This window comes from Streptomyces sp. NBC_00370 (genome assembly GCF_036084755.1).
GTDB lineage: Bacteria > Actinomycetota > Actinomycetes > Streptomycetales > Streptomycetaceae > Streptomyces.
Genome location: NZ_CP107968.1, coordinates 7,115,433 through 7,140,114 on the forward strand (window position 1 = coordinate 7,115,433; position 24,682 = coordinate 7,140,114).

Genomic DNA, 24,682 nt, shown 5'->3' on the forward strand with positions numbered 1-24,682 from the left:
GCCGGGAGAGGCGGTCAGCGAGGGGTCGGTACGGTGCGCGGGACCTGCGAGTCCCAGGCGGGCGCCGTGCCGGCCAGCTGGCACACCATGAGGTAGAAGGGGATCGGCGGCGTGTACGGCGTCGGGTCGTCCGGCCAGTGGATCAGCCGGGGGCGCGCCGCCGGCACGCTGGTCCCCTCCACGTAGCGGGCGGGCTCGGGCCAGGCCAGCTCCAGGTCGGAGCCGGCGGGGACGATCCACCACCACCAGTCCGCGTCGGCGAAGACACAGCCGCTGCGCGGCAACCGGGCCATCAGCCGGAAACCGTGCCGGGCCGGGACGCCCACCGCGTCACAGCCCAGCGAGGCCGGGAGAGTGGCCGGCAGCGGAAGCTGCACCCGGCCGGCGTGCTCGGCGCGCAGGCCCTGGGTGAAGCGGTGCAGCGCGGTCCTCAGCACGGGGCCTCCGTCTCCTTCTCCGGTGAGAGCTCGGCCCAGACGACACGCCCGGGTCCGTATCCGGATGTGTCGTGCGCTCCCCAGCAGCTGCACATCGAATCGACGAGAAAGAGTCCCCGTCCGCCTTCGTCCTCGGCCGCGCGGTGCAGCTGGGGGCCGGTCGGTCCGTAACCCTGGTCCTCGACCGCTATCCGCAGCCGCCCCTGCTCCTCGCGTATCTCGCAGATGACGTGGTCGCCGGCGGCGTGCACCACGGCGTTGGTGACCAGCTCCGACACCACCAGGACGGCGGTCTCACAGGTCTCCTCGGCCACCTCCCACCGGCGTAGCCGGTCCTGGGTCAGTTTTCTAGCACGGCTTACCGACTCCGCACGGGCGGGCAACTCGAATCCGTAGCGTCGGACAACGTTGCCAGGGCACACGGTGATCAGCTGGGGGGTGAGCGCGTTACCAGGTGCCACGACCGATTCCTAACGGTGGGGAAGCGACTGCTGCGCGTGACGCCTCTCCCACGGCACAGCGCGACAATCGCGTGAACTGGTTCACTCATCCACTCTCCACCCGTCGGGGACACTTGGCAAGTGGCACTCTGAAAATTCCAGAGTGCCGTGTTCTTCGTCGTGGAGTCATGGCAGACTGCTGCCAATCGTGCGTGGGGAGGTCTCCAAAGTGAGTGAACCGCGGTCAGCCCCGACCGTGGGTCAGGTCGTGCTCGGCAGACGTCTGCAGGACCTGCGCGAGCGGTCCGGCCTGAAACGCGAAGAGGCCGCCAAGCTGCTCCGCGTGGCGCCGGCCACGATCCGCAGGATGGAGACGGCCGAGGTCACGCTGAAGATCCCGTATGTACAGGTGCTGCTCAGGGCCTACGGGGTCGCTCAGGAGGAGTCGGACGCGTTCGTCGACCTCACGGAGGAGGCGAACAAGCCCGGCTGGTGGCAGCGCTTCCACGACATCCTGCCGGACTGGTTCAGCATGTATGTCAGCCTGGAGGGCGCCGCATCCCTCCTGCGGGCCTACGAACCGCACTTCGTTCCCGGGCTGCTCCAGACGGAGGGGTACGCCAGGTCCGTCATGCACGCGGGGGCCGTGGGGCAGGCCCAGCCGGCGGAGATGGAACGGCACGTGGCACTCCGGATGGAGCGCCAGTCGCTGCTCACCCGGGAGGACGCACCGAGATTCTGGGTGGTCATGGACGAGACGGTGCTGCGCCGGCCCGTCGGTGACGACCCGGACATCATGCTGGAGCAGATCGACCGGCTGCTCGAAGCCGCCGACCTGCCCAATGTGACGCTACAGATCGCGGAATTCGCGAGCGGGCACCATCCCGGCACCTACGGGCCGTTCGTGATCTTCCGTTTCGCTGTACCAGAACTTCCGGACATGGTCTTCAGCGAGTACCTGACGGGCGCGGTCTATCTCGACGCACGCCCGGAGGTGGCCACTCACCTGGAGGTCATGGACCGGATGGCGGCGCAGGCCGCGACTGCACAACGCACGAAGGAGATCCTCAAGGATGTCCGCAAGGAGCTGTGAATGGATCCCATATACAACGGCATGCCCGCCACCGACCTTGGCGCCGATGGCTGGCACAAGCCGTGGAGCGGCGGCAACGGCGGCAACTGCATCGAGGCCATGAAGCTGGCCGACGGCAGAGTCGCGGTGCGTCAGTCGGCCGACCCTGAAGGCCCCGCACTGATCTACACGACCGGCGAGATCGAGGCCTTCATCCAGGGGGCCAAGTCAGGGCAGGCGGACTTCCTGCTGACCTGATCCGCAGCCACTCCTGTTCCGCAGATCCTGCCCACAGACCCTGAGACTCATGGAGCGCGCATGACCGGGCACCTCCCCATCGACACCAGCAAGCCGCATCCGGCCCGGGTGTACGACTGGCTCCTCGGCGGGCGGGACAACTATCCCGTCGACGAGGAGATGGGGCGGCAGCTGCTCACCCTGGACTCCAGGGCGCACGAGATGGCCAAGGTCAACCGGGGCTTCATGCACCGCGCCACCCGCTGGCTCGGTACCACCGGCGGAGTACGGCAGTATCTGGACATCGGGACGGGTATCCCGACCCAACCGAATCTCCATCAGATCGCCCAGGAGGTCGCCCCCGATTCCCGTGTCGTCTACACCGACAACGACCCGATAGTCCTCCGGCACGCAGAGGCGCTGCTCCGCAGCACCCAGGAGGGCGCCACGGAGTACGTCCAGGCCGACGCCCGCGAACCCGATGCCATCATCGAGGCCGCGGCCGGGATCCTGGACTTCGACAGGCCTGTCGCCCTGTCGCTCGTCGCGCTGCTGCACTTCGTCTCCGACGAGGACGGCGCGCACGACCTGGTGCGGCGACTGCTCGAACCGCTGTCTCCGGGCAGCTATCTCGTCCTTTCCCACGCAACGGGGGACTTCACCCCGGACAGCGCGGAACAGGCCCGCTCCCTGTACGAGAACCGGGGCCTCACGCTGGCCCTGCGCTCTCGTGACGAGTTCGCCGAGTTCTTCACCGGACTCGAACTCGTCGAGCCGGGCGTCGCGTTGGCCGAGCGGTGGCGTCCGGATCCGGGAGAGGCCACCTCCGCACCCGGCGGCGAACCGATACCGGGCTACGCGGGCGTGGCACGCAAACCATAGAGAGAACGGGTGGGGTACGCGTGCGGTGCCGCAGCACTTTTCAGGTGCGCTGCGGCATCGCACGCGTCATTTCCGGACGCGGTCCGAGCCGGGCGACTCAGCTCCGCCGCAGATAGCCGAGCCCCGGGTGCGCCGCCGTGTAGCCGTCCAGCAGCCGCCGGGCCACCGTCACCGAGTCGACCAGGGGATGCAGGGCGAACGCCTTGACCGCGCTCGCCCGTGAGGCGCCGCTCGCCGCTTCCAGGACCTCGCGCTCGACCGCCTTGACCGCGGTGACCAACCCCACCGCGTGGCCGGGAAGTTGACCGACCGTCATCGGATGCGCGCCGTTCGCGTCGACCAGGCACGGCACCTCGATGACCGCGTCGGCGTCCAGCACCCGCAGCGTCGTGCCGTTGCGGACGTTCAGGATCAGGGTCGCCCGCTCGTCACGTGCGACGGCCCGCATCAGGTCGAGCGCGACCTTCTCGTAGCCGCCCGGCTCCAGGTCGGCGGAGTCCCGTTCGCCCACCCCGGCCGCCGTACGGTTGGCCGCCATGTACGTGGCCTCGCGCTCGGAGAGCGTACGGTGCCACGCGTCCAGCGCGGACCCCGTGCTCTCGGGTCCGGCCAACCCGGCGTAGAAACCCGCCTGTTGGTCGCGGAGGAAGGCGCCACGGGTGCGTTCGGCTGACCGGTAGGCCTGTACGGTCTCGCGGTTGAAGTAGTAGTAGTGCAGATACTCGTTGGGGATCGCACCGAGCGAGGCCAGCCACTCGGGGCCGAACAGCCGGCCCTCCTCGAAGGAGCCCAGCGCCGCCGGGTCGGCCAGCAGCCGGGGCAGCTCGTCCCTGCCCGCCACCCGCAGCCCGCGCAGCCAGCCCAGATGGTTCAGCCCCACATAGTCGATCCAGACCTGATCCGGATCGGCGCCCAGCACCCGGGCGACCCGCCGGCCGAGCCCCACCGGTGAGTCGCAGATCCCGATGACCCGGTCACCGAGCACCCGCGACATGGCCTCGGTGACGAGCCCCGCCGGGTTGGTGAAGTTGATGACCCAGGCGTCGGGCGCCAGCGCCGCCACCCGCTCGGCGATACGGACGGCGACGGGGACCGTGCGCAGCCCGTACGCGATACCGCCCGCGCCGACCGTCTCCTGCCCGAGCACCCCCTCGGCCAGGGCGATCCGCTCGTCCGCGGCGCGCCCTTCCAGCCCGCCGACCCGGATCGCGGAGAAGACGAAGTCGGCGCCGAGCAGCGCCTCGTCCAGATCCGTGGTGGCGACGACCTCCGGCGCCCCCGGCACGCCCGCCGCCTGCTCGGCCAGCACCCGGGCGACGGCGCCGAGCCGCCCCCGGTCGACGTCGTACAGCGTGACCCGGGTGATCCGGCCCTCGCCGTGGTCGCCGAGCAGCGCGCCGTACACCAGGGGCACCCGGAAACCGCCACCGCCCAGAATCGTCAGCCTCATCCAGTGAACCGCCCTTCGTGTCGGTCGGCGCGGAGGTCACCCGGCCGGTACCGATCATCGCCGAGAGGGCGGGCCCGCCGCGCGTCAGCCACCCACCTTTCGTTTGTTCCACACGTCGAAGCCGACGGCGGCCAGCAGCACGAGACCCTTGATGACCTGCTGGTAGTCGGTGCCGACGCCCACCAGGGACATGCCGTTGTTGAGCACGCCGAGCACCAGACCGCCGATGACGGCCCCGAACACCGTGCCGACACCGCCGCTCATCGAGGCGCCGCCGATGAAGGCCGCGGCGATGGCCTCCAGTTCGAAGTTGACCCCGGCCTGCGGCACACCCGCGTTGAGCCGGGCCGCGTACACGATCCCGGCCAGTGCGGCGAGCACCCCCATGGTGACGAAGACCAGGAAGGTGACCCGCCGGTCCTTGACCCCGGAGAGCTTCGCCGCCGCCTGGTTGCCGCCGAGCGCGTACACATGACGGCCCACGATCGCGTTGCGCATGACGAAGCCGAACCCGATGAGCAGCGCGGCGAGCAGCAGCAGGACGACGGGGACGCCGCGGTAGCTGGCCAGCGTCATCGTGAAGGCGAGCACGGCGGCGGCCAGCGCCCCGCACTTGAGCAGGAACAGATTGCGGGGCAGCACCTCCAGCTCGTAGGCCCGCTGCCTGCGCCGGTCCCTGACCTCCTGGAAGACGGCGAAGGCCAGCAGCGCGAGGCCCAGCAGCAGCGTCAGATTGTGGTAGTTCGTGTCCGGGCCGACCTCGGGCAGATAGCCCGTCGAGATCTTCTGGAAGCCCTCCGGGAACGGACCGAGCGACCGCGACCCGAGCAGGATCTGGGTGCCGCCGCGGAAGAGCAGCATGCCCGCGAGCGTCACGATGAACGACGGAATGCCGACGTACGCGATCCAGAAGCCCTGCCAGGCCCCGGCGACCGCCCCGATGGCGAGCCCCAGCACCAGCGCGAGCACCCAGGGGACCTGGTGCTCCACCATCATCACCGCGCAGGCGGCCGAGACGAAGGCGGCCAGCGAGCCGACCGAGAGATCGATGTGGCCCGCGATGATGACGATCATCATGCCGATGGCGAGGACCAGGATGTAGCTGTTCTGCAGCACCAGATTGGTGACGTTGTTGGGCTTGAGGAGCACGCCGTCGGTCCATATCTCGAACAGGACGACGATCAGACAGAGCGCGACGAGCATCCCGTACTGCCGCATGTTGCGCCGCGCCGCTTCCAGCAGCAGCGCCCCGGTGGTGTCCTGACCCATGGCGACTACCTCACGTTCCTGGTCATGTGGCGCATCAGGACTTCCTGGGTCGCCTCGGCCCTCGGCACCTCGCCGGTCAGCCGGCCGGCCGCCATCGTGTAGACCCGGTCGCACATACCGAGCAGTTCGGGCAGTTCGGAGGAGATCAGGACGACCGCCTTGCCCTGCGCGGCCAGCCGGTCGATGACGGTGTAGATCTCGTACTTGGCACCGACGTCGATGCCGCGGGTCGGCTCGTCCAAGATCAGCACCTCGGGACCCGCGAAGATCCACTTGCTGAGGACGACCTTCTGCTGGTTGCCGCCCGAGAGCCGGCCGACCTGCTCGAAGACGGTCGGCGCCTTGATGTTCATCGAAGCGCGGTACGACTCGGCGACCCGCCGCTCCTCGTGCCCGTCGACGAAGCCGCGGTTGGAAACCTTGGACAGCGCGCTCAGCGTGATGTTCCGGCCGATCGTGTCGATCAGGTTCAGCCCGTAGCGCTTGCGGTCCTCGGTCACGTACGCGATGCCGTGCCCGACCGCCTCCGGCACCGTCCGGGTCCGGATCTCCCGGCCGTCCTTGAGGACGGTGCCGCTGATGTCGCGGCCGTAGGAGCGCCCGAAGACGCTCATCGCCAGCTCGGTGCGGCCGGCGCCCATCAGCCCGGCGAGACCGACGATCTCCCCCCTGCGGACCTGGAACGAGACCCCGTCGACCACCTTGCGCTGCTGGTCGATGGGGTGGTGCACGGTCCAGTCCCGCACCTCCAGCGCCGGATGCGTCCCCGGATCGCCCTCGTAACGGGTGCGTTCGGGGAAACGGTGGTCGAGATCGCGGCCCACCATGCCGCGGATGATGCGGTCCTCGGTCGTGGACTCCGCGCCCACGTCGAGGGTTTCGACGGTCCTGCCGTCCCGCAGGACGGTGACGGAGTCGGCGACCTCGGCGATCTCGTTCAGCTTGTGCGAGATGATGATCGAGGTGATGCCGTGCGCCTTCAGCTCCCGGATGAGCCGCAGCAGCGCCGCGCTGTCCCCGTCGTTGAGTGCGGCCGTCGGCTCGTCCAGGATCAGCAGCCGCACTTTCTTGGCGAGCGCCTTCGCGATCTCCACGAGCTGCTGCTTGCCGACGCCGATGTCGGCGACCCGCGTCTGCGGATGCTCGTCGAGCCCCACCCGTTTCAGCAGCGCCGCCGCCTGCCGCAGCGTCTCGTTCCAGCTGATGATGGACCGGGTCGCCCGCTCGTTGCCGAGGAAGATGTTCTCCGCGATCGACAAGTAGGGGATCAGGGCCAGCTCCTGATGAATGATCACGATGCCGCGCGCCTCACTCGCGCCGATGTCCTTGAAGGCGCAGGGCGTGCCCTCGAACAGGATCTCGCCCTGGTAACTGCCGTGCGGATGGACGCCGCTGAGCACCTTCATCAGCGTGGACTTGCCCGCGCCGTTCTCCCCGCAGACGGCGTGCACCTCACCGGGCGCCACCGTGAGGGAGACCTCGGACAGCGCCCTGACCCCGGGGAACGTCTTGACGATGGACCGCATTTCCAGCACCGGAGCGGTCACCCGAGGTCACTCGCCTTGATGTACCCGGAGTCGACGAGTTCGGCTTTGTAGTTGGACTTGTCGACGCTCACCGGGTTCAGCAGGAACGCCGGCACGACCTTGGCCTCGTTGTCGTACGTCGTCTCGTCGTTGACCTCGACCTTCTTGTGGGTGAGCATCGCGTCGGCCATCTGCACGGCCTGCTTGGCCAGCGCCCGGGTGTCCTTGAACGTCGTCTGGGTCTGCTGCCCAGCGATGATCGACTTCACCGACGCCACCTCGGCGTCCTGCCCCGTGACGACCGGGTACGGCTTGGCCGCCGTGCCGTAGCCGTCGGACTTGAGCGCCGACAGGATGCCGATCGAGATGCCGTCGTACGGGGAGAGCACGGCGTCCACGTCCTGCGAGCCGTACGCCTTGGTCAGCAGGTTGTCCATGCGCTTCTGCGCGGTGCCGCCGTCCCAGCGCAGCGTCGTGAGCTGGTTCAGCCGGGTCTGGCCGCTCCTGACGACGAGCTGCTTCTTGTCGAGGTACGGCTTGAGCGTCTTCATCGCGCCGTCGAAGACGTAGCGGGTGTTGTTGTCGTCCGGCGACCCGGCGAACAGCTCGATGGAGAACGGGCCCTTCGCGCCCTTGGCCAGACCGAGCCGGTCCACGATGTACGACGCTTGCAGGACCCCGACCTTCTCGTTGTCGAACGAGGCGTAGTAGTCGACGTTCTTGGTGCCCAGGATCAGCCGGTCGTACGAGATCACCTTGATGTCCTTGTCGGCGGCCTGCTGGAGTACGTCGCTCAGCGCGCGGCCGTCGATGGCGGCGATCACCAGCACGTCGACCCCGGTCGTGATCATGTTCTCGACCTGGGAGACCTGCTGCGAGACGTCGTCCTCGCCGTACTGCAGATTGGTCTTGTAGCCGAGCTTCTTGAACTGGGCGACCATGTTGTTGCCGTCGGCTATCCAGCGCTCCGACGACTTGGTCGGCATGGCGATGCCGATGGTGCCGCCCTTGCCGCCGTCCTTCTGTTCGGCCTTGCTGCCCCCCTCGCTGCTCTGCCCGCACGCGGCGAGCGAGAGGGCGAGGGCCGTGGCGACGACGGCGAGCGTTGATCCGCGGGTGCGCATGACGGCATCAGTCCTTTTCGTGGAGGAGTGGGAAGCGGTTGAGCGGCCCGGGCAGCCGGGAGCCGAGCGGTGACATACCGCCGTCGGCGCCGAGCCTGCCGAGCAGATCGAGTACGAGCCGGCCGCGCCTGACCCGTTCCCTGGCGCTGCTCAGGGCGGTCTCGCGGAGCTGGGCTCCGTAGGGGTAGATACCGGGGGACTTGGAGAGGCCGAACTTGAGGTAGAGCGGCGCACCGCGCCTGATCAGCTCGGCCGTCTCGTACATCCGGACGTAGCCGCCCAGATCGTCGGGCGCCTCGATGTAGAGATCCATCGGCGCCCGGCTGGCCCGGCGGATCTCGGTGAGCTGCGCGAGTGACAGGTCCGAGGGGATGTTGACCGAGTCGGCGCCGAGCTGTTCGACCACCGCGTAGGACGCGGGGTTGACCGGGCCGACCAGCGCCGAGACCTTGAGCGTGGTGTCGGCGGGCAGGATGCCGCGCTCCCGCAGCCGGTGCAGGGTCCACAGGACCCCCTCGTCGGCGACGAGCAGACACCGCACCCCCAACTCGGCGGCGCGTACCGCGTCCTCGACGCAGCCGGCCAGCGCGTCATGGCCGCGGGCGCGCAGTCCCGCGCCGCCCGAGTCGCTGCGGGTGGCGGCGCCGATGTCCCAGGTGCCGCGCGGGCCTGTGAACAGGCACAGCTCGACGGAGCGCGCGGCGCACGCGTCGGCCATGTCGGTGATGTCGGTGTCGGACAGCATCCAGACGCCGCTGCCCTGGCTCACCCGGTGGATCGGCACATCGAGGCGCGCCGACTCCTTGAACACCTCGGCAAGGGCCTCGGGCCCCTCCACCGAGGGAATTTCGGTGCGCCATCTGCCGCCGTCGGGGAACGCGTGGGGAGAGGTGTCCGCCGGGTTGTGCTCGGGGGCGGCCAGGCCGAGCGCGGCGAGTGCCTCTTCGCCGGGGCGCCGGGGGACGGAAGCTGATGCGTCGGTCACGGACGAGTCCTTCGGTCGGTTTCTTTGTTCGACATACCGGACGAGGTTCGGAACGTCGGGCGTGCCGGGCCAGGGCCCCGGCGTGGTCAGGGGCGCAGCAGCACCTTGCCGGTGCCGGGGCCGCCGCCGCCCACCAGCGCCACGGCCTCGGCGTACTTCTCCAGCGGGAACTCGTGGCTGATCAGCGGTCCTGGTGCGAGCAGCCCGGCGGTGAACGCCCGTACGGCGAAGGCCCAGGCCGCGGTCGGGGCGCCGAAGACGCCCCGCACGGTGAGTTGACGCAGCGTCAGGTTCGCCGGGTCGATGCCGGTCGCGTCCGGCGGGAAGATGCCGGTGAGCAGCACCCGGCCGCCGCGCCGCGCCAGCGCACAGGCCGCGGTCGCTGTCGCCGGGGCGCCCGCCGTCTCCAGGGCCAGGTCGTAGCGGCCGTGCTCGTCCGTGGCCGTCTCGGGGGTGCGCACGCTCGTCGCGCCGAACTCCCGTGCCAGCTCGGCCCGTTCGGTCCGTGGGTCGACGACCGTCAGCTCGGCGGGGGAGTAGCGGGCGAGCAACTGGACGGCGAGCAGGCCCAGCGTTCCCGTCCCCACCACGACGACCCGCTCACCCGGCTGCGGAGCGGCGGCCCCTACGGCGGCCGCCACCACGGCGGCCGGCTCAAGGAGCGCCGCCGACCGCAGGTCCGCCGCGTCGTCCAGCGGATGTAACAGCCGGGCGGGCACCAGCAGATGGTCGGCGAAGGCGCCGGGCCGGGTGAACCCCGTCTCGTCGTACCCCGCAGCGCACAGCGAGGTCTCGCCCTCGCGGCACCGGTCGCACACCCCGCAGTTACGGAACCCCTCGGCGACCGTCCGGCGTCCGGTCAGCCGCCGGTCGACGCCCTCGCCGACCGCCTCGACCGTCCCCGACCACTCGTGGCCCGGGGTGACCGGGTAGCGGACGTAACCCGCGTCGCGCCGTCCGTCGTACACCTCCCGGTCACTCATACAGATCCCGGCGGCGGCGACCCGCACCAGCACCTCGCCGGGGCCCGGTACCGGCACCGGACCGGTCACCAGCCGGTGCGCGCCGGGCCGTTCGACGACGATCGCCCGGCTGCTCATCGCGGAGCCTTCGGTGCGCGCTTCTCCCAGCCGTCCGCCCACAGGTCGAACCGCGCCTGCTGCTGCGGGAATTCGGCCGCCGCCTCCGGGTCGAACTCGACACCGAGCCCCGGTGCGTGCGACACCTCGAAGCACCCCGTCCGCGGATCGACCTCCGGCGCACCGGTGACGACCTTCTTGATGTCGGCGTCCGCGAAGTCGTTGAAGTGCTCAAGGATTTTGAAGTTCGGTGTGCAGGCGGCCAGTTGCAGGCTGGCGGCGGTCAGTACCGAACCTCCCACGTTGTGCGGGGCGACCAGTACGTAGTGGGTCTCGGCGGTGGCGGCGAGCTTCCTGGCCTCCAGGATGCCGCCGATGTGCCCGACGTCCGGCTGGATGATGTCGGCCGCCTGCGACTCGAAGAGTTCGCGGAACTCGATCCGGTCATGAACGCGTTCGCCGGTGGCGATCGGCAGATCCACCTTGTCGGCGACCTTGCGCAGCGCCTTCAGGTTCTCCGGCGGCACCGGCTCCTCCAGCCAGGCCGGTGCGAACGGCGCGAGTTCGTGCGCCAGCCGTACGGCGGTGGCGGGGCTGAACCGGCCGTGCATCTCCAGCATCAGCTCGGCGTCGGGCCCGATCGCGTCGCGCACCGCCTCGATCAGCGCCACCGCCTCGTTGGAGGCGGCCCGGTCGAGCTCGAAGTGCCCGGTGCCGAACGGGTCTATCTTCAGGGCCCGGTAGCCGCGCGCCACCACCGCCTCGGCGGCCTTGTGGTAGGCGTCGGGGGTGCGTTCGGTGGTGTACCAGCCGTTGGCGTACGCCTTGACCCGGTCGGTCACCTTGCCGCCGAGCAACTGCCACACCGGGACACCCAGCGCCTTTCCCTTGATGTCCCAGCAGGCCGTCTCGACCACCGCGATGCCCGACATCACGATCTCGCCGGCCCGCCCGTAGTCGCCGTACTTCATCCGGCGGACCAGATCCTCCACCGCGAACGGGTCGGACCCGGCGATGTGGTTGGCCTCGGCCTCCCGCAGATAGCCCAGCAGCGCGTCCGTGCGGCCGAGCATCCGGGTCTCGCCGACCCCGGTCAGACCCTCGTCGGTGTGGACGAGGACGTAGGTGAGGTTGCGCCAGGGCGTCCCGACGACATGCGTGCTGATTCCGGTGATCCGCAAGGCAGTTGGCCTCTCCGTCGAGCCCGGTCCGCAGAGCTTGTTCGAAATTTCGTCAAGCGTTCGAAATGCTGGGCGTGACCGTATTCAGCTCCACCGAGGGGTGTCAATGGGTGTGCCGAGAGCTAACCTGTGTTCGTCATATCGGCCAACGGCCGGAACACCGAACGAGGTTGGTGGTCGGACATGGGACGGCTGGTCCCCGCGGTCACGCGGGCGATGGACATTCTGGAGCTGTTCCTGGACGGCGACGGCACCCTCACCGCGCCCGACGTCATCCGCAGGCTGGGGCTGCCCCGCACCACCGTGCACGAACTGCTCACCACGCTCGCCGCCCGCTCGTACCTGGTCGCCCTGCCGGACCAGCCCGGCCGCTACCGGCTCGGCGTACGCACCTACCAGCTCGGCAGCCGCTACGCGGAACAACTCGACCTGGCCGCCGAGGGACAGCAGGTCGCCCGTGAGGTCGCGGAGACCTGCGACGAGACCGTCCATGTCGCCGTCCTGGAGGACACGGACGTCATCTACATCGCGAAGGTGGACTCCACCCACGCCGTCCGCATGGTCTCGGCCGCGGGCCGCAGACTGCCCGCCCACTGCACGTCGGTCGGCAAGATGCTGCTCGCCATGCTGCCGCGGACCGAACTGGAGGCGCGGCTCGCCGGCCGCGAACTGGCCGCGATGACCCCCGGCAGCCTGACCGACCCGGCCGCGCTCCGTGCCGAGCTGGACCGGGTCAGGGAGCGCGGTACGGCGGTTGAGCACCGCGAGTCCAACCCCGACGTCAGCTGCGTGGCGGCGCCCGTCCGCGACAGCAGGGGCCGGGTCGTCGCCGCCCTGTCCATCTCCGTACCGATGATCCGCTGGAGCGACGAGCGGGAGAGCGAGCTGGCCCAGCTCGCGTCCAACGGCGCGAACGCCCTCTCGGCGCGGCTGGGCCACCGCTGACCGCCGCCGCTCTCAGCCCGCGTACGGGTCGGGCACCTCTGTTCGAGCAGGTGGCTCAGCCGCCGCGCGGCGGTCACAGGGCGTGCCCCGTCGTGGCGTCGACATGGCCGGGCACCTCGTCGTGCCGGTCGCCCACCGAGAGCGTGCCGCTCGGCTCGACGACCAGGATCGAGGCGCCGCCGGCCGAGGACGGCTTGTGCCAGATCCCGCGCGGCACGGTGAAGACCGAACCGCGCGGCAGGGTGACGGTCCGCTCGCCACCGTCCTCGCGGAGCCCGATCAGCAGCTCGCCTTCCAGCACCTGGAAGAACTCGTCCGTCTGCTCGTGGACGTGCCAGATGTGCTCTCCCACCACCTTGGCGATACGGATGTCGTAGTCGTTGACCCGGGTCACGATGCGCGGACTCCACACGGCGTCGAAGGAGTCGAGGGCGGCGGCCAGGGCGATGGGCCGGGTGCTGGGCTGCGTGCGCTCAGTGGTCATGGCTCCATCGTGGGTGTTGCCCGCCCCGTCGCGTGAGTGCTAGGAATCGCGTATGCCGCAAGATTCCTCGCACCGGGTCGTCATGATCGTCGCCGACGGCTCCAACCCCTTCGAGATGGGCGTCGCCACCGAGATGTTCGGACTCGACCGGCCGGAGATCGACGGGCCCTGGTACGACTTCGAGCTGTGCGCCGAGTCCCCCTCGGTACGGATGCACTCCGGTTTCTTCCAGCTCTCCGGTGTCGCGGGGCTCGACGCCGTGGACCGGGCCGACACCGTCATCGCGCCCAACCGCCCCGACCCCGAGACCCCGCCCTCGCCCGCCGTGCTGGACGCCGTCCGCCGCGCCGCCGCCCGTGGCGCCCGGCTGGTCAGCTTCTGCAGCGGCTCGTTCACGCTGGCCGCCGCCGGGGTGCTGGACGGCCGGCGGGCTACCACCCACTGGCGCTGGGCGCGCCAGTTCGCCGACCGTTTCCCCGCCGTACGGCTCGATCCGGACGTGCTGTTCGTGGACGACGGCGACATCGTCACCGCCGCCGGCAGTTCGGCCGCCCTCGACGCGTGCCTGGAGCTGATCCGCCGCGACCACGGCGCGCAAGCGGCGGTCGCCGTCAGCCGCAGGCTCGTCTTCGCGCTGCACCGCGACGGCGGCCAGCGGCAGTTCATCGAGCAGCCGCTGCCCGCCGTCCCCGACTCCTCGCTCGCCCCGCTGCTCGACTGGGCGACCGCCCACCTCGACACCCCGCTGACCGTCCCCGACCTGGCGGTACGCGCCGCCGTCAGCCAGGCGACGCTGCACCGCCGCTTCCGCACCCAGCTCGGCACCACCCCGCTGGCCTGGCTCACCGCACAGCGCGTCGCCCTCGCCTGCCGGCTCATGGAGCACGGCGAGACCCGTCTTGAGCGGGTGGCCAGGCTCAGCGGCCTCGGCACCGCGGCGAACCTGCGCGCCCAGCTGCGCCGGCGCACCGGACTGCCGCCCAGCGCGTACCGCCGGCGCTTCGGTCCAGGACAGCAACCAGGGGCTTTCCGCGCCTCCGCCGAGGCACAATAGGGGCATGTCCCGACGTCCCGCCCGCCCCCGGCGCACCGGCGCCACCGGCCCCGGCACCCGCCCCTCGGCCCCGGAGCACCCCACCGGGGCGCCGTGCCCCTGCGGGCTCCCCGCCCCGTACGGCGAGTGCTGCGGGCGGTTCCACATCGGGCCCATGACCGCGCCCACCGCCGTGCTGCTGATGCGCTCGCGCTACAGCGCCTTCGTCGTCCTGGACGAGTCGTATCTGCTCAAGACCTGGGACCCGGCCACCCGCCCGTCGGGCGTCGACCTCGACCCGGCGATGCGCTGGACCGGCCTGGAGATCCTGGACAGCACCGAGGGGACCGCCTTCCACACCCATGGCACGGTCACCTTCCGGGCCGGCTACACCAACCTGGGCAGCCGGGGCGCGCTGCACGAACGCAGCCGCTTCGCCCGGCACGACGGCGCCTGGGTCTACGTGGACGGCAGCTACCTCGACTGACCGGCTGTTCCCGCCCCGGCTGATCAGTCCTCCACCGCCGTCGCGCCCGCCGGCACCCGGCGCGGGGCCGGGCGCAGCGGCCTCGCCAGGTCCTCGGCGAGCAGCCGCTTGGCGATGGAGTCCACGGCGCGGCGCAGCTCGGCGTCGCTCGGAGCGCCCCGGTCGGTGGCCAGCCGCTCGTTGAGCCAGCGCCCCCACGCCGAGGTGATCAGCGCCGCCTCGCGCCGCCCCGCCTCGGTGTGCGCGAAGAGATTGCCGTGCCGGGTGAGATAACCCTCGTCCACCATCCGCTGGAAGACCGGCACCAGCACCTCGGGAGGCATGCTGCGGCTCGCGGCGATCAGCCCGACGCTCGCGTGCCCGACGAGCCGGCTGAACAGCTCCACCTGCATCACCGCCCAGGCGCCCGCGACGTCGAGCCGGGTGTCCGAAGCGACGACGATGCCGCGCCCGGTGTCCGGGTGGGCGCTGTGCAGGATCTTCGCGACGGACAGCTCCAGCACCCGCGCCGAGTTGCTGCCGCTCGGTGAGGCGAACCCCTCGCCCATGTCGGTGGAGCCGGCCCGCGCCGAGTCCCGCAGCTTCACCTGCTTGAGGAAGAGCGCCACCACGAACCCGGCGAGGGCGACCGGCACCGCCCACAGGAACACCGTCTGCAGCGCGTCCGTGTACGACTGCACGAGCGGCCCCGACTGGGCGGCCGGCAGCCGGTGCAGGGTCCGCGGGCTCCCCGCCGCCTTGGAGACCGCCGCAGCGCTCCCGCCGTTCCTGACCGCCTCGGCGACCCCCGTACGCAGATGGCCGCTCAGCGAGTTGGCGTAGATCGTGCCGAAGACGGCCGTGCCGAACGAACTGCCCAGCGTACGGAAGAAGGTGACCCCGGACGTCGCCGTGCCGAGGTCGGAGTAGTCGACGGTGTTCTGCACCGCGATGGTCAGCACCTGCATGGACAGTCCGATGCCGACACCCAGCACGAACATGTACAGCGACTCCAGCCACACCCCGGAGCCAGGACCCATGTGCGACATCAGATACAGCCCGACCGCCATCACCAGCGTCCCGACCACCGGGAAGTAGCGGTACGAGCCGGTCTTGCTGACCACGTTGCCGCTGAAGACCGAGGCGAGCAGCAGACCGACGACCATCGGCAGGGTGCGCACCCCGGAGATCGTCGCCGAGTCGCCCTTCACGTACTGGAGATAGGTCGGCAGGAAGGTCAGCGCGCCGAGCATCGCGAAACCCACGATGAAGCTGAGGACGGAGCAGACGGCGAACACCGGGTTGCGGAACAGCCGCATCGGCAGCATCGGCTGCGCCGCCCGGGTCTCGGCCACACAGAACAGCGCGAGCGCCACGACACCGCCGGTGAACAGCGCGATGATCGTCGGCGAGCCCCAGGCGTACTGGTTGCCGCCCCAACTCGTCGCCAGGATCAGGGCGCTGGCCCCGACCGCCACCAGCGCGATGCCCAGGTAGTCGATGACCGGGCGCAGCGCCGAGCGGACGGCGGGGATGGTACGGGCGGCGGCGACGACCACGAGCGCGGCGATCGGGACATTGACGTAGAAGCACCAGCGCCAGGTCAGATGGTCGGTGAACACCCCGCCGAGGAGCGGCCCGACGACCGTCGACACCCCGAACACGGCGCCGATGGCGCCCTGGTACTTGCCGCGCTCACGCAGCGGGATGACATCGGCGATCAGCGCGATGGCGGTGACCATGAGACCGCCGGCGCCGATGCCCTGGAGCGCGCGGAAGGAGATCAGCAGGATCATGTCGGTCGCGAGACCGCAGAGGAACGAGCCGGTGATGAAGATGACCGCCGACACCTGGAAGATCAGCTTGCGCCCGAACATGTCGCCGAACTTGCCGACGAGGACCGTGGAGACCGTCTCGGCCAGCAGATACGCGGTGACCACCCAGGACATGTGGGAGGCGCCGCCGAGATCCGCGACGATCGTCGGCAGCGCCGTGCCGACGATCGTCTGGTCGAGCGCGGCCAGCAGCACACCGAGCATGATCGTGCCGAAGACGATGTTCCGCTGCCGTCCTTCGAGCACGGGGGGTTCGGGAGCCGGCGCCGGATTCGTGGTCTCGCTGGCTGTGGTCACCCTTGCACCGTCACACCGCGCCGCCGCCCCCGCATGCGGGGGCGGCCAGACCGGTGAGGCGCCGTCACCCTAGGATCCTCGCGTGACCCGCGTCCTGGTCTTCACCCGCACCACCGCCTTCCGGCACGACTCGATCCCGGCAGGCGTCCGCGCCTTCCAGGAGCTGGGCGCCGCACACGGCTTCGCCGTGGAGGCGACCGAGGACCCGGCGGCCCTGGAGGGCGGTCCCGGCCGGTACGGCGCCGTGGTCTTCCTCTCCACCAGCGGCGATGTCCTCACCCCCGCGGGCCGCGAAGGGCTGCGGGCGCACTGCGCGGCGGGCGGCGGCTTCATGGGGGTCCATCTGGCGGCGGGCACCGAGGGCGGCTGGCCGTTCTACGGCGAGCTGATCGGCGCCCGCTTCGTCAGCCATCCGGCGCTGCAACCCGGCCTGGTCAGGGTCGAGGACCGGGACCACCCGGCGACCCGGCCGCTGCCCGCCGCATGGCGGTGCACCGACGAGTGGTACGAGTTCGACGTCAGCGTGCGCGGCCGGTCACGGGTCCTCGCCTCGGCCGACGGCACGTCGTACAAGGGCGGCGCGCCCGGCGTGGACCGGCCGCTGGTGTGGTGTCACGAACACGGCGGCGCCCGGGTCTTCTACACCGCCCTCGGCCACACCCGGGAGTCCTACGCCGACCCCGGCTTCCGCGCCCATCTGCTGGGCGGCCTGCGGTCCGTCCTCGCTCCGGCGGCTCAGGGCCCCGCCAGCACCTGACCCAGGTCGTAGCCGACCGGCTCCTCCAGCTGGGCGTAGGTGCAGCTCTCCGGCGTACGGTCGGTGCGCCACCTGCGGAACTGGGCGGTGTGCCGGAAGCGGTCGCCCTCCATGTGGTCGTAGGCCACCTCGCAGACCAGCTCGGGCCGCACCGGCACCCAGGACAGGTCCTTCTTGCCCGACCAGCGGCTCGGCGCGCCGGGCAGCCTGGCGCCCTCATGCGCCGACTCCCGCGCCCAGGCGGCCCACGGATGGCCTGCGGCGTCGGCGGGATCCATCAGCAGCGGCGCCAGCTCATCCACCAGCTCGGCCCGGCGCTTCATGGAGAACGCGGCGCAGACCCCGACGTGCTGGAGCACACCCTCGCCGTCGTGCAGCCCCAGCAGCAGCGACCCGACCACGGGACCGCTCTTGTGCAGCCGGTAGCCCGCCACCACCACATCGGCGGTCCGCTCGTGCTTGATCTTGTACATCGCCCGTACGTCGGGGCGGTACGGCAGGTCGAGCGGCTTGGCCACCACCCCGTCGAGCCCCGCGCCCTCGTACTGCTCGAACCACTCGCCGGCCAGCTCGATGTCGGTGGTGGCGGGCGCCACGTACACCGGCGGCCCCGCGCCGACCAGGGCCGCCTCCAGCGCCTCCCTGCGCAGCGACTGCGGGCTGGTCAGCAGCGAGGCGTCCCCCTTGGCCAGCAGGTCGAAGGCGACGAAGCTCGCCGGGGTCCGCTCAGCCAGCAGCGTCACCCGGGAGTCCGCCGGGTGGATCCGCTCGGTCAGCCGGTCGAAGTCCAGCCGCCCCTCGTGCACGATCACGATCTCGCCGTCCAGCACGCACCGGTCGGGCAGCTCGGCGCGCAGAGCCGCGACCAGCTCGGGGAAGTAGCGGGTGAGCGGCTTACCGTTCCGGCTGCCGATCACCACCTCGTCCCCGTCGCGGTGCACGATCGCCCGGAACCCGTCCCACTTCGCCTCGTACTGCATACCGGGCGGGATGGTGGCGACGGACTTGGCGAGCATCGGCTTCACGGGCGGCATCACCGGCAGATCCATGCGTCGATTGTGCGCGGTAAAAGGTTCGGGCGCTCGGGAGCGTCCGCGAAGTATCGTCGTCCGCCCTTTGGCGGGGCTCGCGGGGGCTGGTGCGTGCGATCGCAAGGCGCCGATGTGCCCTTGTAGCGGAGCTACTCGGGCAGGTCGGCAACGCCGAGGGCGTGCGTGCCAGGCATCGCGAGCCAGACGAGACTTCGCGGACACGACCTCGATGTGCGCGCGCCGCACGGGCGGCCTACCGTGACGAGCATGGGTGCAGCTGTGGAGCTGGAGGCGGGCGGCAGGACCGTACGGCTGTCCAGCCCTGAGAAGATCTATTTTCCCGAGCGCGGCTTCACCAAGCTGGACGTGGCCCGCTACTACCTGGCCGTGGGGGACGGGATCACCCGCGCCCTGCGCGACCGGCCCACCACCCTGGAGCGCTTCCCCGAAGGCGTCGACGGTGAGTCGTTCTTCCAGAAGCGGGCGCCGAAGAACCTGCCCGACTGGATCCCCACGGCGCACATCACCTTCCCCAGCGGCCGCAGCGCCGACGAGATCCGGCCGACCGAGGTCGCCGCCGTGCTCTGGGCCGCCAACCTGGGCTGTCTCACCTTCCACCCCTGGCCGGTACGGGGTGACCGGCTCGACCACCCCGACGAGCTGCGGATCGACCTCGACCCGCAGCCGGGCACCGACTTCGCCGACGCCGTCAGGGCGGCGCACGAGCTGAACGCGTTCCTCGGCGAGCTGGGGCTCACCGGCTGGCTCAAGACGTCCGGCGGGCGCGGCCTCCATGTCTTCGTACCGATCGAACCCCGCTGGACCTTCACCCAGGTGCGCCGCGCGGCCATCGCCACCGGGCGCGAGCTGGAGCGCCGGATGCCGGGCCGGGTCACCACGGCCTGGTGGAAGGAGGAGCGCGGCGAGCGGATCTTCGTCGACTACAACCAGACGGCGCGTGACCGCACCATCGCCTCCGCCTACTCCGTGCGGCCGCGGCCGCACGCCCCGGTCTCGGCGCCGCTGCGCTGGGACGAGCTGGACGACGTCGCGCCGCAGGACTTCGACATCGCCACGATGCCGGTCAGATACGCCGACGTCGGCGACGTCCACGCGGGGATGGACGAGCATCCGCACAGTCTCGAAGGGCTGCTGGAGCTGGCCGACCGCGACGAGCGCGACCACGGCCACGGCGATCTGCCGTATCCGCCGGACTATCCGAAGATGCCGGGGGAGCCCAAGCGGGTCCAGCCCAGCAAGGCCAGGCCGGAGAAGCCGGAGAAGTGAGGACGCCCCCTCCCCGCGCGGTGCGCGCGGGGAGGGGGCACTCTGGTCGACCGGCTCTGTCGGCGCCGGTCACAGCTCCTTGATACGGACGTTGCGGTACGAGACCAGGTCCGTGGTGCTGTGGTTCTGCAGGCCGATGTAGCCGGACGAGTAACGCCGTCCGTCCGTGCCCACGTCACCGTCGCGCGGCGGCTCGAAGGCCTGGCCCGCGTTGTTGTCGAACTCGTTGATCAGGACACCGTTGCGGAAGATCTTGAAGTGCTGATCGACCGCCTGGATCTCGTAGTCGTTCCAGGTGCCCTTGGTGGTGGGATGCGCCCCGGCCAGACCCACGCGGTCGAAGCCGTAGACGGACCCGGTCTTGTACATGTCGCCGCCAGGACCGTCGTAGACCTGGATCTCGTGGCCGTAGTTGATCGCCACCCACTCAGGACGGGACTCCCCGGGGAAGTCGTGCGGCTGCGGGAAGCGGATGAAGACACCGCCGTTGGCGTTGCCCGTACCGGTGGCGTCGTCGCGGAACTGGAGCTTCAGTGAGAAGTTGTCGTACTTCCGCACCGGGTACCACTCCATGCCCAGACTGCCCCCGACCGTCGGGTTGACGGTCATGGTGCCGTCCGTGGTCAGGTCGATCTGACCGCCGCCGACGTGCTCCCACTTGTCGAAGGACGCCTGGGTGCCGTCGAAGATGTCCTTGTACCCCTCGGTCTGACCCGGGAGGCCGATCTTCGACTGCTTGGCGGCCTTGGTGATCGCCTTCTGCTCGCGCTTGTCGATGACGTTCTCGCTCAGCAACTGGCTGAGCACACCGTCGACATGCTTCAGGAAGAGCGCCTGTGAGGTCCACTCACGCTCGTCCTCGATCCGCTCGTTGATGGTGCAGCGGTTGCTGGTGATCCGGTTCGGCACACCCGTGTCGACCGTGCCGACGATGACCGTCAGCCGTTCGTCGTGCTCGGCGCACGGGGGCGGCGGCACGCCACCGCCCTCGACGACGGTGAACGACACCTCCTTGGCCTGCGAGGTGTTGCCGGCCTTGTCGGTCGCGCGGTGCGCCAGCGTGTGCGCGCCCGCCCGGTCGACGATGACCGGTGTGGTGTACGCGAGGTACGGGCCCGCGTCGATGGAGTACTCGACCTTGTCGACACCCGAGTCGTCGTCGGTGGCCGTGAGGGTCACCTTGGCACTCGTGATGTAGGCGCCGTTCGAGTTCTTGCTGCCCGTGACGGCCGCCGAGGTGACGGGAGCCGTCGTGTCCTCGGCCGGCGGTGCCACGACGGTGAAGTCGACCGACTTCTCCGCAGCCGCGTTGCCCGCCTTGTCGGTCGCGCGGTAGCGGACCGTCTGGGCGCCGGTCTCGTGGACCATCACCGGCGCGGTGTACGGCTGCCAGGCACCGTCGGCGCCGATCGCGTACTCGATGGTGTTGACGCCTGACCCGGTGTCGGACGCGGTCACCGTGACCGTGGCCATGCCCAGGTAGTTGCCGTCGGCGTCCTTCTCGCCGCTCACGGTCGCCGAGGTCTCCGGCGCCGTGGTGTCGTCGGTCGGTGGCGCCACGACGGTGAAGTCGGCCGACTTCTCCGCGGCGGCGTTGCCCGCCTTGTCGGTGGCCCGGTATCTGATCGACTGGTCACCGACCTGGTCCACCACGACGGGGGCGGTGTAGGGCTGCCACTCGCCGTCGGCGCCGACCGCGTACTCGATGGTGCCGACCCCGGACGAGTCGTCCGTCGCCGTCACCGTGACGGTCGCCGAACCGACGTACGCGCCGTCGGCGTTCTGCTGTCCGTCCACCTTGGCCGCGGTCTCGGGGGCCGTGGTGTCCTCGCCACCGCCGCCGTCGGTCACGACCAGGATGCCGGTCATCATGTTGTGGCCGGGCATGCTGCAGAAGTAGCGGTAGGTGCCCGGGGTCAGGTTGACCTCGACGGAGTGCTTGCCGCCGGTGTCGTCGGCCGGGTTGGCCAGGATGTTGACCGAGACGTCGTTGTTGTAGTCGGTGTTGGAGACGTCGAAGGTCAACGTGTGCGGCATGCCGGTGGTGTTGCCGGTCGCGGCGCTGTTCTCGAAGACGAGCGTCGCGGGGCCCGCCACCGCCGTGGTCGGTGCGCTGAGGAAGTGGTCGATGGGGTCACCGGCCGTCCAGTTGAGCGTCTGGGCCGCCGCCGCACCCGCCTTGGCGTCGGCGCCTGAGCGTCCGTACGCCGCGGTCGAGGTCAGCCCCAGCACCAGCAGCAACGCACCCACCAGGGCGGTCCAGAGGCGTAGAGGTCGCTGTCTCACTGGGCTGCCTTCCTGGCGAGGTCCTTGGCGGCCGGAGTGGGCGCACCGCCCTTGTAGGTGATGTGCCACAGCGCGGAGTCCTTGTCGGAGTTGAAGAAGCCGCGCCCGTAGTCGAGGACGTAGAGCGAACCGTCCGGGGCGAACTTCCAGTCCATCAGGTTGCGGATACCGCCCGCACCGACCGGAATGATCTTCCGCAGGGAGTCGGCGCTGACGGGCAGCCCGCCCGCGCCGGCGTTCTTCGGGTCCATCTGCACCGCGTGGCGCGGGTTGGTGGCGTCGTAGAAGTCACCCACGAACCACTTGCCGTCCCAGTACTCGGGCCACTTGACGCTGCTCTTGACCGTCGGGTCGAACCGGTAGACCGGGCCGTCCATGGTGGCCTGGCCGCCGCCCTTGAGCCACGGCAGCAGGTACGTCGCCTGGGTCGGGTCGTAGCTGGGTACGCCGTCCGCGTTGCGCGGGTAGTCGGGCGCACCGCCCTGCGGCGAGTACCAGATGTTGTTGGCCTCGGCCGGCGGGATGTTCACCAGACCGTCGTTGTTGGGCGACTCGTTCTTCAGGTGGTCGCAGTCGTACCAGCCGAGCGGCTTGGTCGGGTCGGGCAGGTTGCGGTCGCGGTAGGGCTGCTTGTTGCCCATGCAGTAGGGCCAGCCGTGGTTGCCCGCGTGGGTGATGACCGAGAAGGTGTCGTACTTCGCCGGGCCCCAGGTGGTGCTCGGCTCACCCGCGTCGGGTCCGACCCAGCCCGCGTAGAGCGTGTCGGTCTTCTTGTCGATGGAGATACGTGCCGGGTTGCGCACGCCCATCACATAGATCTCACCGCGGGTCTTGCCGCCGCCCTCGGCGGTCTCCTTGCCGGTGAAGAGGTTCCCCTCCGGCAGGGTGTACGTGCCGTCCTGCTCGGGGTGGATCCGCAGGATCTTGCCGTTGAGGTTGTTGGTGTTGCCCGCCGTGCGGCGCGCGTCGGCGAAGGAGACACCCTTGTAGTTGGGCTCGGGGTTGTTGCCCGAGTAACCGTCGCTGAACTGCGACGAGTTGTTGTCACCGACGGCGATGTACAGGTTGCCCTTCGAGTCGAAGGCCATCCCGCCGCCCGCGTGGCAGCAGCTGTGGATCTGGGCGGGCCACTGGAGCAGCACCTTCTCGGAGGTCATGTCCAGCTTGTCGGTCGTCGGGTTCAGGGTGAACCTCGCGACCCGGCGCTGCCCGATCTGGGTGTCGCGGTCGATCTCGGAGAACGGCGAGTAGTAGACGTACACCCAGCCGTTGGTCGCGAAGTTCGGGTCCAGGGTGATCCCCAGCAGCCCCTCCTCGACCTTGACCAGCTCGTCGCCGCCGCCCTTGTTGCCGAAGACCGTCAGCGATCCCGCGAGGGTCACCTTCTTCGTCTTCGGGTCGTAGATGTGGATCTGGCCGATGCCCTTGCCGACGTTGGGGTCGTTCCAGTCCGTCACCACGGGCGCGTTCGCGGCGCCGCCGCCGCGGCCGATGTAGATCACCCGTCCGTCCGGCATGATCGTCATGCCGTGCGGCTCGCCGATCTGGTCCTGCTGGTCGGGCTGGTTCGGCTGGGTGACGCGCTCCGCCGTGTAGTTGGCGTCGATCGTCGCCTTGCAGTCGGCGCGCGAGAGGCGCGTCGTCCACTGGAGGGCGCCGCGCAGGTGGTCGCGGAAGTCGGTCTCGGAGTACGAGTCGGCCGTGCCGCCCATGGCGGTGTAGAACGAGCGGCCGCCGTCGTAGTCACGGCACCAGGAGACCGGGTGGTCGGCGCCGTTGGCGCCGGTGCCCGGCTTGTAGGTGCTCTCCCTGACCTTGGCGACGGTGTGCACCGAACCGGTCGGGTTGGTCGCCCAGTTGAACCACTGGTCGGAGCGCTTCCACTCCAGCGGCAGGTCCTTGGTCGCCGGGTGGATGCGGTCGCCGACCTCGACGGTCGCGCGCTGGACGGCCGGCGGGGCCGACGCGGCGGGCCGGGCCCCGATCAGTCCGGTGAACCAGTCCGAGTACGGCTCGGTGTTGGCCGCGTCATGGATGCCGAGGAAGCCGCCTCCGGCCTCCACGTACGACTCGAGCCCGGCTTCCTGGTCGGGGTCGAGCACATCGCCGCCGCCCGTCAGGAAGACGACCGCGTTGTACTTGCCGAGCTTGTTGGCGTTGGTGAAGACCGAACCGTCCGCGGTGGCCTCGGTCTTGAAGCGCTTGCCCGCCGGGCTGGTCTGCCCGATCGCCTCGATCGCCTCGATACCGGCGTTGACGACGGGCGACTCCTCGGTCGCGGACGCGTAGTAGACGAGCACCTTGACGTTCGAGCCGCCGGGCGGCGAAGGAAGGTCGAGTGCCTTCGCCGTGGACACCGGCGCCTGGTTGGCGGTCGCGGCGGTTCCGCCGAGCAGAGATGCCGCCATCGCGCCGGCCAACAGGGCCACGGTTATTCCGCGCCTCGATCTTGACCGGTGATGTGGTGCGCGCTGCATGTTTCACCCACCCCTCTTTGGTCACAGCAACAGCCAGGAAAGCTAGACCCCTTTCGGCGGTCCGCCAATAGCTATGACCGGAATCCCACAAACTTTGTCCTG

At 70.2% G+C, this 24,682-nt stretch carries 21 protein-coding genes and 1 pseudogene; 8 read left to right on the forward strand and 14 right to left on the reverse strand.

What is annotated here, in order from left to right; genetic code table 11:
* Positions 1–14: 14 nt before the first annotated feature.
* Together OHS57_RS31620 and OHS57_RS31625 are read right to left on the reverse strand one after the other, a co-directional pair.
* Positions 15–437, reverse strand: a complete 423-nt coding sequence (locus OHS57_RS31620; RefSeq protein ID WP_041992993.1) for a hypothetical protein — start codon at positions 435–437, stop codon at positions 15–17.
* Complete coding sequence (locus OHS57_RS31625; RefSeq protein ID WP_041992996.1) at positions 431–898, reverse strand: ATP-binding protein; 468 nt, start codon at positions 896–898, stop codon at positions 431–433. The genes OHS57_RS31620 and OHS57_RS31625 overlap by 7 nt, the downstream gene beginning before the upstream one ends.
* 208 nt (positions 899–1,106) lie before the next feature.
* Here OHS57_RS31625 and OHS57_RS31630 point away from each other — a divergent pair, with 208 nt between their 5' ends.
* The 3 genes from OHS57_RS31630 to OHS57_RS31640 are packed head-to-tail and all read left to right on the forward strand — an operon-like array spanning position 1,107 to position 3,068.
* Positions 1,107–1,970: a helix-turn-helix domain-containing protein gene (locus OHS57_RS31630; protein WP_041992999.1), complete on the forward strand. Its 864-nt coding sequence runs from the start codon at positions 1,107–1,109 to the stop codon at positions 1,968–1,970.
* Positions 1,971–2,207 (forward strand): DUF397 domain-containing protein, encoded by a 237-nt coding sequence (locus tag OHS57_RS31635; RefSeq protein WP_041993002.1) that lies wholly within the window; start codon positions 1,971–1,973, stop codon positions 2,205–2,207.
* Between the two features lie 60 nt (positions 2,208–2,267).
* On the forward strand, positions 2,268–3,068 hold the full coding sequence (locus OHS57_RS31640; RefSeq protein ID WP_041993005.1) for an SAM-dependent methyltransferase: 801 nt from the start codon (positions 2,268–2,270) through the stop codon (positions 3,066–3,068).
* A gap of 97 nt (positions 3,069–3,165) precedes the next feature.
* Here the strand turns inward: OHS57_RS31640 and OHS57_RS31645 are convergent, their stop codons facing one another.
* The 7 genes and pseudogenes from OHS57_RS31645 to OHS57_RS31675 all read right to left on the reverse strand — a co-directional run bounded on the left by OHS57_RS31645 (position 3,166) and on the right by OHS57_RS31675 (position 11,682).
* Entirely contained in the window at positions 3,166–4,518 is a 1,353-nt protein-coding gene (locus OHS57_RS31645; protein WP_328584121.1) for a 6-phospho-beta-glucosidase, read from the reverse strand.
* A gap of 84 nt (positions 4,519–4,602) precedes the next feature.
* Positions 4,603–5,787, reverse strand: coding sequence for a multiple monosaccharide ABC transporter permease (gene mmsB / locus OHS57_RS31650; RefSeq protein WP_041993010.1), 1,185 nt, complete (start codon positions 5,785–5,787; stop codon positions 4,603–4,605).
* Between the two features lie 5 nt (positions 5,788–5,792).
* A pseudogene (mmsA, locus tag OHS57_RS31655) lies at positions 5,793–7,262 on the reverse strand (multiple monosaccharide ABC transporter ATP-binding protein); the annotation flags it as partial.
* 68 nt (positions 7,263–7,330) lie between these two features.
* Entirely contained in the window at positions 7,331–8,437 is a 1,107-nt protein-coding gene (chvE, locus tag OHS57_RS31660) for a multiple monosaccharide ABC transporter substrate-binding protein (protein WP_041993014.1), read from the reverse strand.
* 7 nt (positions 8,438–8,444) lie between these two features.
* The gene (locus OHS57_RS31665) at positions 8,445–9,422 is read right to left on the reverse strand and encodes a hypothetical protein (RefSeq protein ID WP_041993017.1); all 978 of its coding nucleotides are present in this window, start codon (positions 9,420–9,422) and stop codon (positions 8,445–8,447) included.
* Positions 9,423–9,508: 86 nt separating this feature from the next.
* The gene (locus OHS57_RS31670; protein ID WP_328584122.1) at positions 9,509–10,522 is read right to left on the reverse strand and encodes a zinc-dependent alcohol dehydrogenase; all 1,014 of its coding nucleotides are present in this window, start codon (positions 10,520–10,522) and stop codon (positions 9,509–9,511) included.
* Positions 10,519–11,682 carry a mandelate racemase/muconate lactonizing enzyme family protein gene (locus OHS57_RS31675; RefSeq protein WP_041993020.1) on the reverse strand — a complete coding sequence of 388 codons (1,164 nt, stop codon included), beginning with the start codon at positions 11,680–11,682 and terminating at the stop codon, positions 10,519–10,521. The genes OHS57_RS31670 and OHS57_RS31675 overlap by 4 nt, the downstream gene beginning before the upstream one ends.
* A 183-nt stretch (positions 11,683–11,865) precedes the next feature.
* Here OHS57_RS31675 and OHS57_RS31680 point away from each other — a divergent pair, with 183 nt between their 5' ends.
* Positions 11,866–12,627, forward strand: coding sequence for an IclR family transcriptional regulator (locus tag OHS57_RS31680; protein ID WP_328584123.1), 762 nt, complete (start codon positions 11,866–11,868; stop codon positions 12,625–12,627).
* Between the two features lie 73 nt (positions 12,628–12,700).
* On the opposite strand, the gene OHS57_RS31685 is transcribed toward OHS57_RS31680, so the two are convergent.
* The gene (locus tag OHS57_RS31685; protein ID WP_041993028.1) at positions 12,701–13,111 is read right to left on the reverse strand and encodes a cupin domain-containing protein; all 411 of its coding nucleotides are present in this window, start codon (positions 13,109–13,111) and stop codon (positions 12,701–12,703) included.
* A 52-nt stretch (positions 13,112–13,163) separates the two neighbouring features.
* On the opposite strand from OHS57_RS31685, the gene OHS57_RS31690 reads away from it, so the two are divergent.
* Both OHS57_RS31690 and OHS57_RS31695 read left to right on the forward strand, forming a co-directional pair.
* Entirely contained in the window at positions 13,164–14,165 is a 1,002-nt protein-coding gene (locus tag OHS57_RS31690; RefSeq protein WP_328584124.1) for a helix-turn-helix domain-containing protein, read from the forward strand.
* Between the two features lie 4 nt (positions 14,166–14,169).
* Positions 14,170–14,631: a YchJ family protein gene (locus tag OHS57_RS31695; RefSeq protein ID WP_328584125.1), complete on the forward strand. Its 462-nt coding sequence runs from the start codon at positions 14,170–14,172 to the stop codon at positions 14,629–14,631.
* 23 nt (positions 14,632–14,654) lie between these two features.
* On the opposite strand, the gene OHS57_RS31700 is transcribed toward OHS57_RS31695, so the two are convergent.
* Positions 14,655–16,742, reverse strand: a complete 2,088-nt coding sequence (locus OHS57_RS31700) for an MDR family MFS transporter (RefSeq protein ID WP_328584126.1) — start codon at positions 16,740–16,742, stop codon at positions 14,655–14,657.
* Between the two features lie 82 nt (positions 16,743–16,824).
* Between OHS57_RS31700 and OHS57_RS31705 the strand changes: the two genes are divergently transcribed.
* Entirely contained in the window at positions 16,825–17,499 is a 675-nt protein-coding gene (locus tag OHS57_RS31705; RefSeq protein ID WP_328584127.1) for a ThuA domain-containing protein, read from the forward strand.
* Here the strand turns inward: OHS57_RS31705 and OHS57_RS31710 are convergent.
* Positions 17,478–18,548 (reverse strand): ATP-dependent DNA ligase, encoded by a 1,071-nt coding sequence (locus tag OHS57_RS31710; protein ID WP_328584128.1) that lies wholly within the window; start codon positions 18,546–18,548, stop codon positions 17,478–17,480. The genes OHS57_RS31705 and OHS57_RS31710 overlap by 22 nt on opposite strands.
* Positions 18,549–18,797: 249 nt before the next feature.
* Between OHS57_RS31710 and ligD the strand changes: the two genes are divergently transcribed.
* Positions 18,798–19,817, forward strand: a complete 1,020-nt coding sequence (gene ligD / locus OHS57_RS31715) for a non-homologous end-joining DNA ligase (protein ID WP_041993050.1) — start codon at positions 18,798–18,800, stop codon at positions 19,815–19,817.
* Positions 19,818–19,886: 69 nt separating this feature from the next.
* Here ligD and OHS57_RS31720 read toward each other — a convergent pair whose 3' ends face one another.
* The gene (locus tag OHS57_RS31720; protein ID WP_328584129.1) at positions 19,887–22,103 is read right to left on the reverse strand and encodes an OmpL47-type beta-barrel domain-containing protein; all 2,217 of its coding nucleotides are present in this window, start codon (positions 22,101–22,103) and stop codon (positions 19,887–19,889) included.
* Positions 22,100–24,580 (reverse strand): ThuA domain-containing protein, encoded by a 2,481-nt coding sequence (locus tag OHS57_RS31725; RefSeq protein WP_328584130.1) that lies wholly within the window; start codon positions 24,578–24,580, stop codon positions 22,100–22,102. Before OHS57_RS31725 ends, OHS57_RS31720 begins: the two co-directional genes overlap by 4 nt.
* Positions 24,581–24,682 lie beyond the last annotated feature (102 nt).

Excerpts from the sequence above, each read along its gene's own strand:
- OHS57_RS31635 (WP_041993002.1), top strand. The coding sequence starts at position 1,971 with ATGGATCCCATATACAACGGCATGCCCGCCACCGACCTTGGCGCCGAT.
- OHS57_RS31640 (WP_041993005.1), top strand. The coding sequence starts at position 2,268 with ATGACCGGGCACCTCCCCATCGACACCAGCAAGCCGCATCCGGCCCGG.
- OHS57_RS31645 (WP_328584121.1), bottom strand. The coding sequence starts at position 4,518 with ATGAGGCTGACGATTCTGGGCGGTGGCGGTTTCCGGGTGCCCCTGGTG.
- mmsB (WP_041993010.1), bottom strand. The coding sequence starts at position 5,787 with ATGGGTCAGGACACCACCGGGGCGCTGCTGCTGGAAGCGGCGCGGCGC.
- chvE (WP_041993014.1), bottom strand. The coding sequence starts at position 8,437 with ATGCGCACCCGCGGATCAACGCTCGCCGTCGTCGCCACGGCCCTCGCC.
- OHS57_RS31670 (WP_328584122.1), bottom strand. The coding sequence starts at position 10,522 with ATGAGCAGCCGGGCGATCGTCGTCGAACGGCCCGGCGCGCACCGGCTG.
- OHS57_RS31680 (WP_328584123.1), top strand. The coding sequence starts at position 11,866 with ATGGGACGGCTGGTCCCCGCGGTCACGCGGGCGATGGACATTCTGGAG.
- OHS57_RS31685 (WP_041993028.1), bottom strand. The coding sequence starts at position 13,111 with ATGACCACTGAGCGCACGCAGCCCAGCACCCGGCCCATCGCCCTGGCC.
- OHS57_RS31690 (WP_328584124.1), top strand. The coding sequence starts at position 13,164 with ATGCCGCAAGATTCCTCGCACCGGGTCGTCATGATCGTCGCCGACGGC.
- OHS57_RS31695 (WP_328584125.1), top strand. The coding sequence starts at position 14,170 with ATGTCCCGACGTCCCGCCCGCCCCCGGCGCACCGGCGCCACCGGCCCC.
- OHS57_RS31710 (WP_328584128.1), bottom strand. The coding sequence starts at position 18,548 with ATGGATCTGCCGGTGATGCCGCCCGTGAAGCCGATGCTCGCCAAGTCC.
- ligD (WP_041993050.1), top strand. The coding sequence starts at position 18,798 with ATGGGTGCAGCTGTGGAGCTGGAGGCGGGCGGCAGGACCGTACGGCTG.
- OHS57_RS31725 (WP_328584130.1), bottom strand. The coding sequence starts at position 24,580 with ATGCAGCGCGCACCACATCACCGGTCAAGATCGAGGCGCGGAATAACC.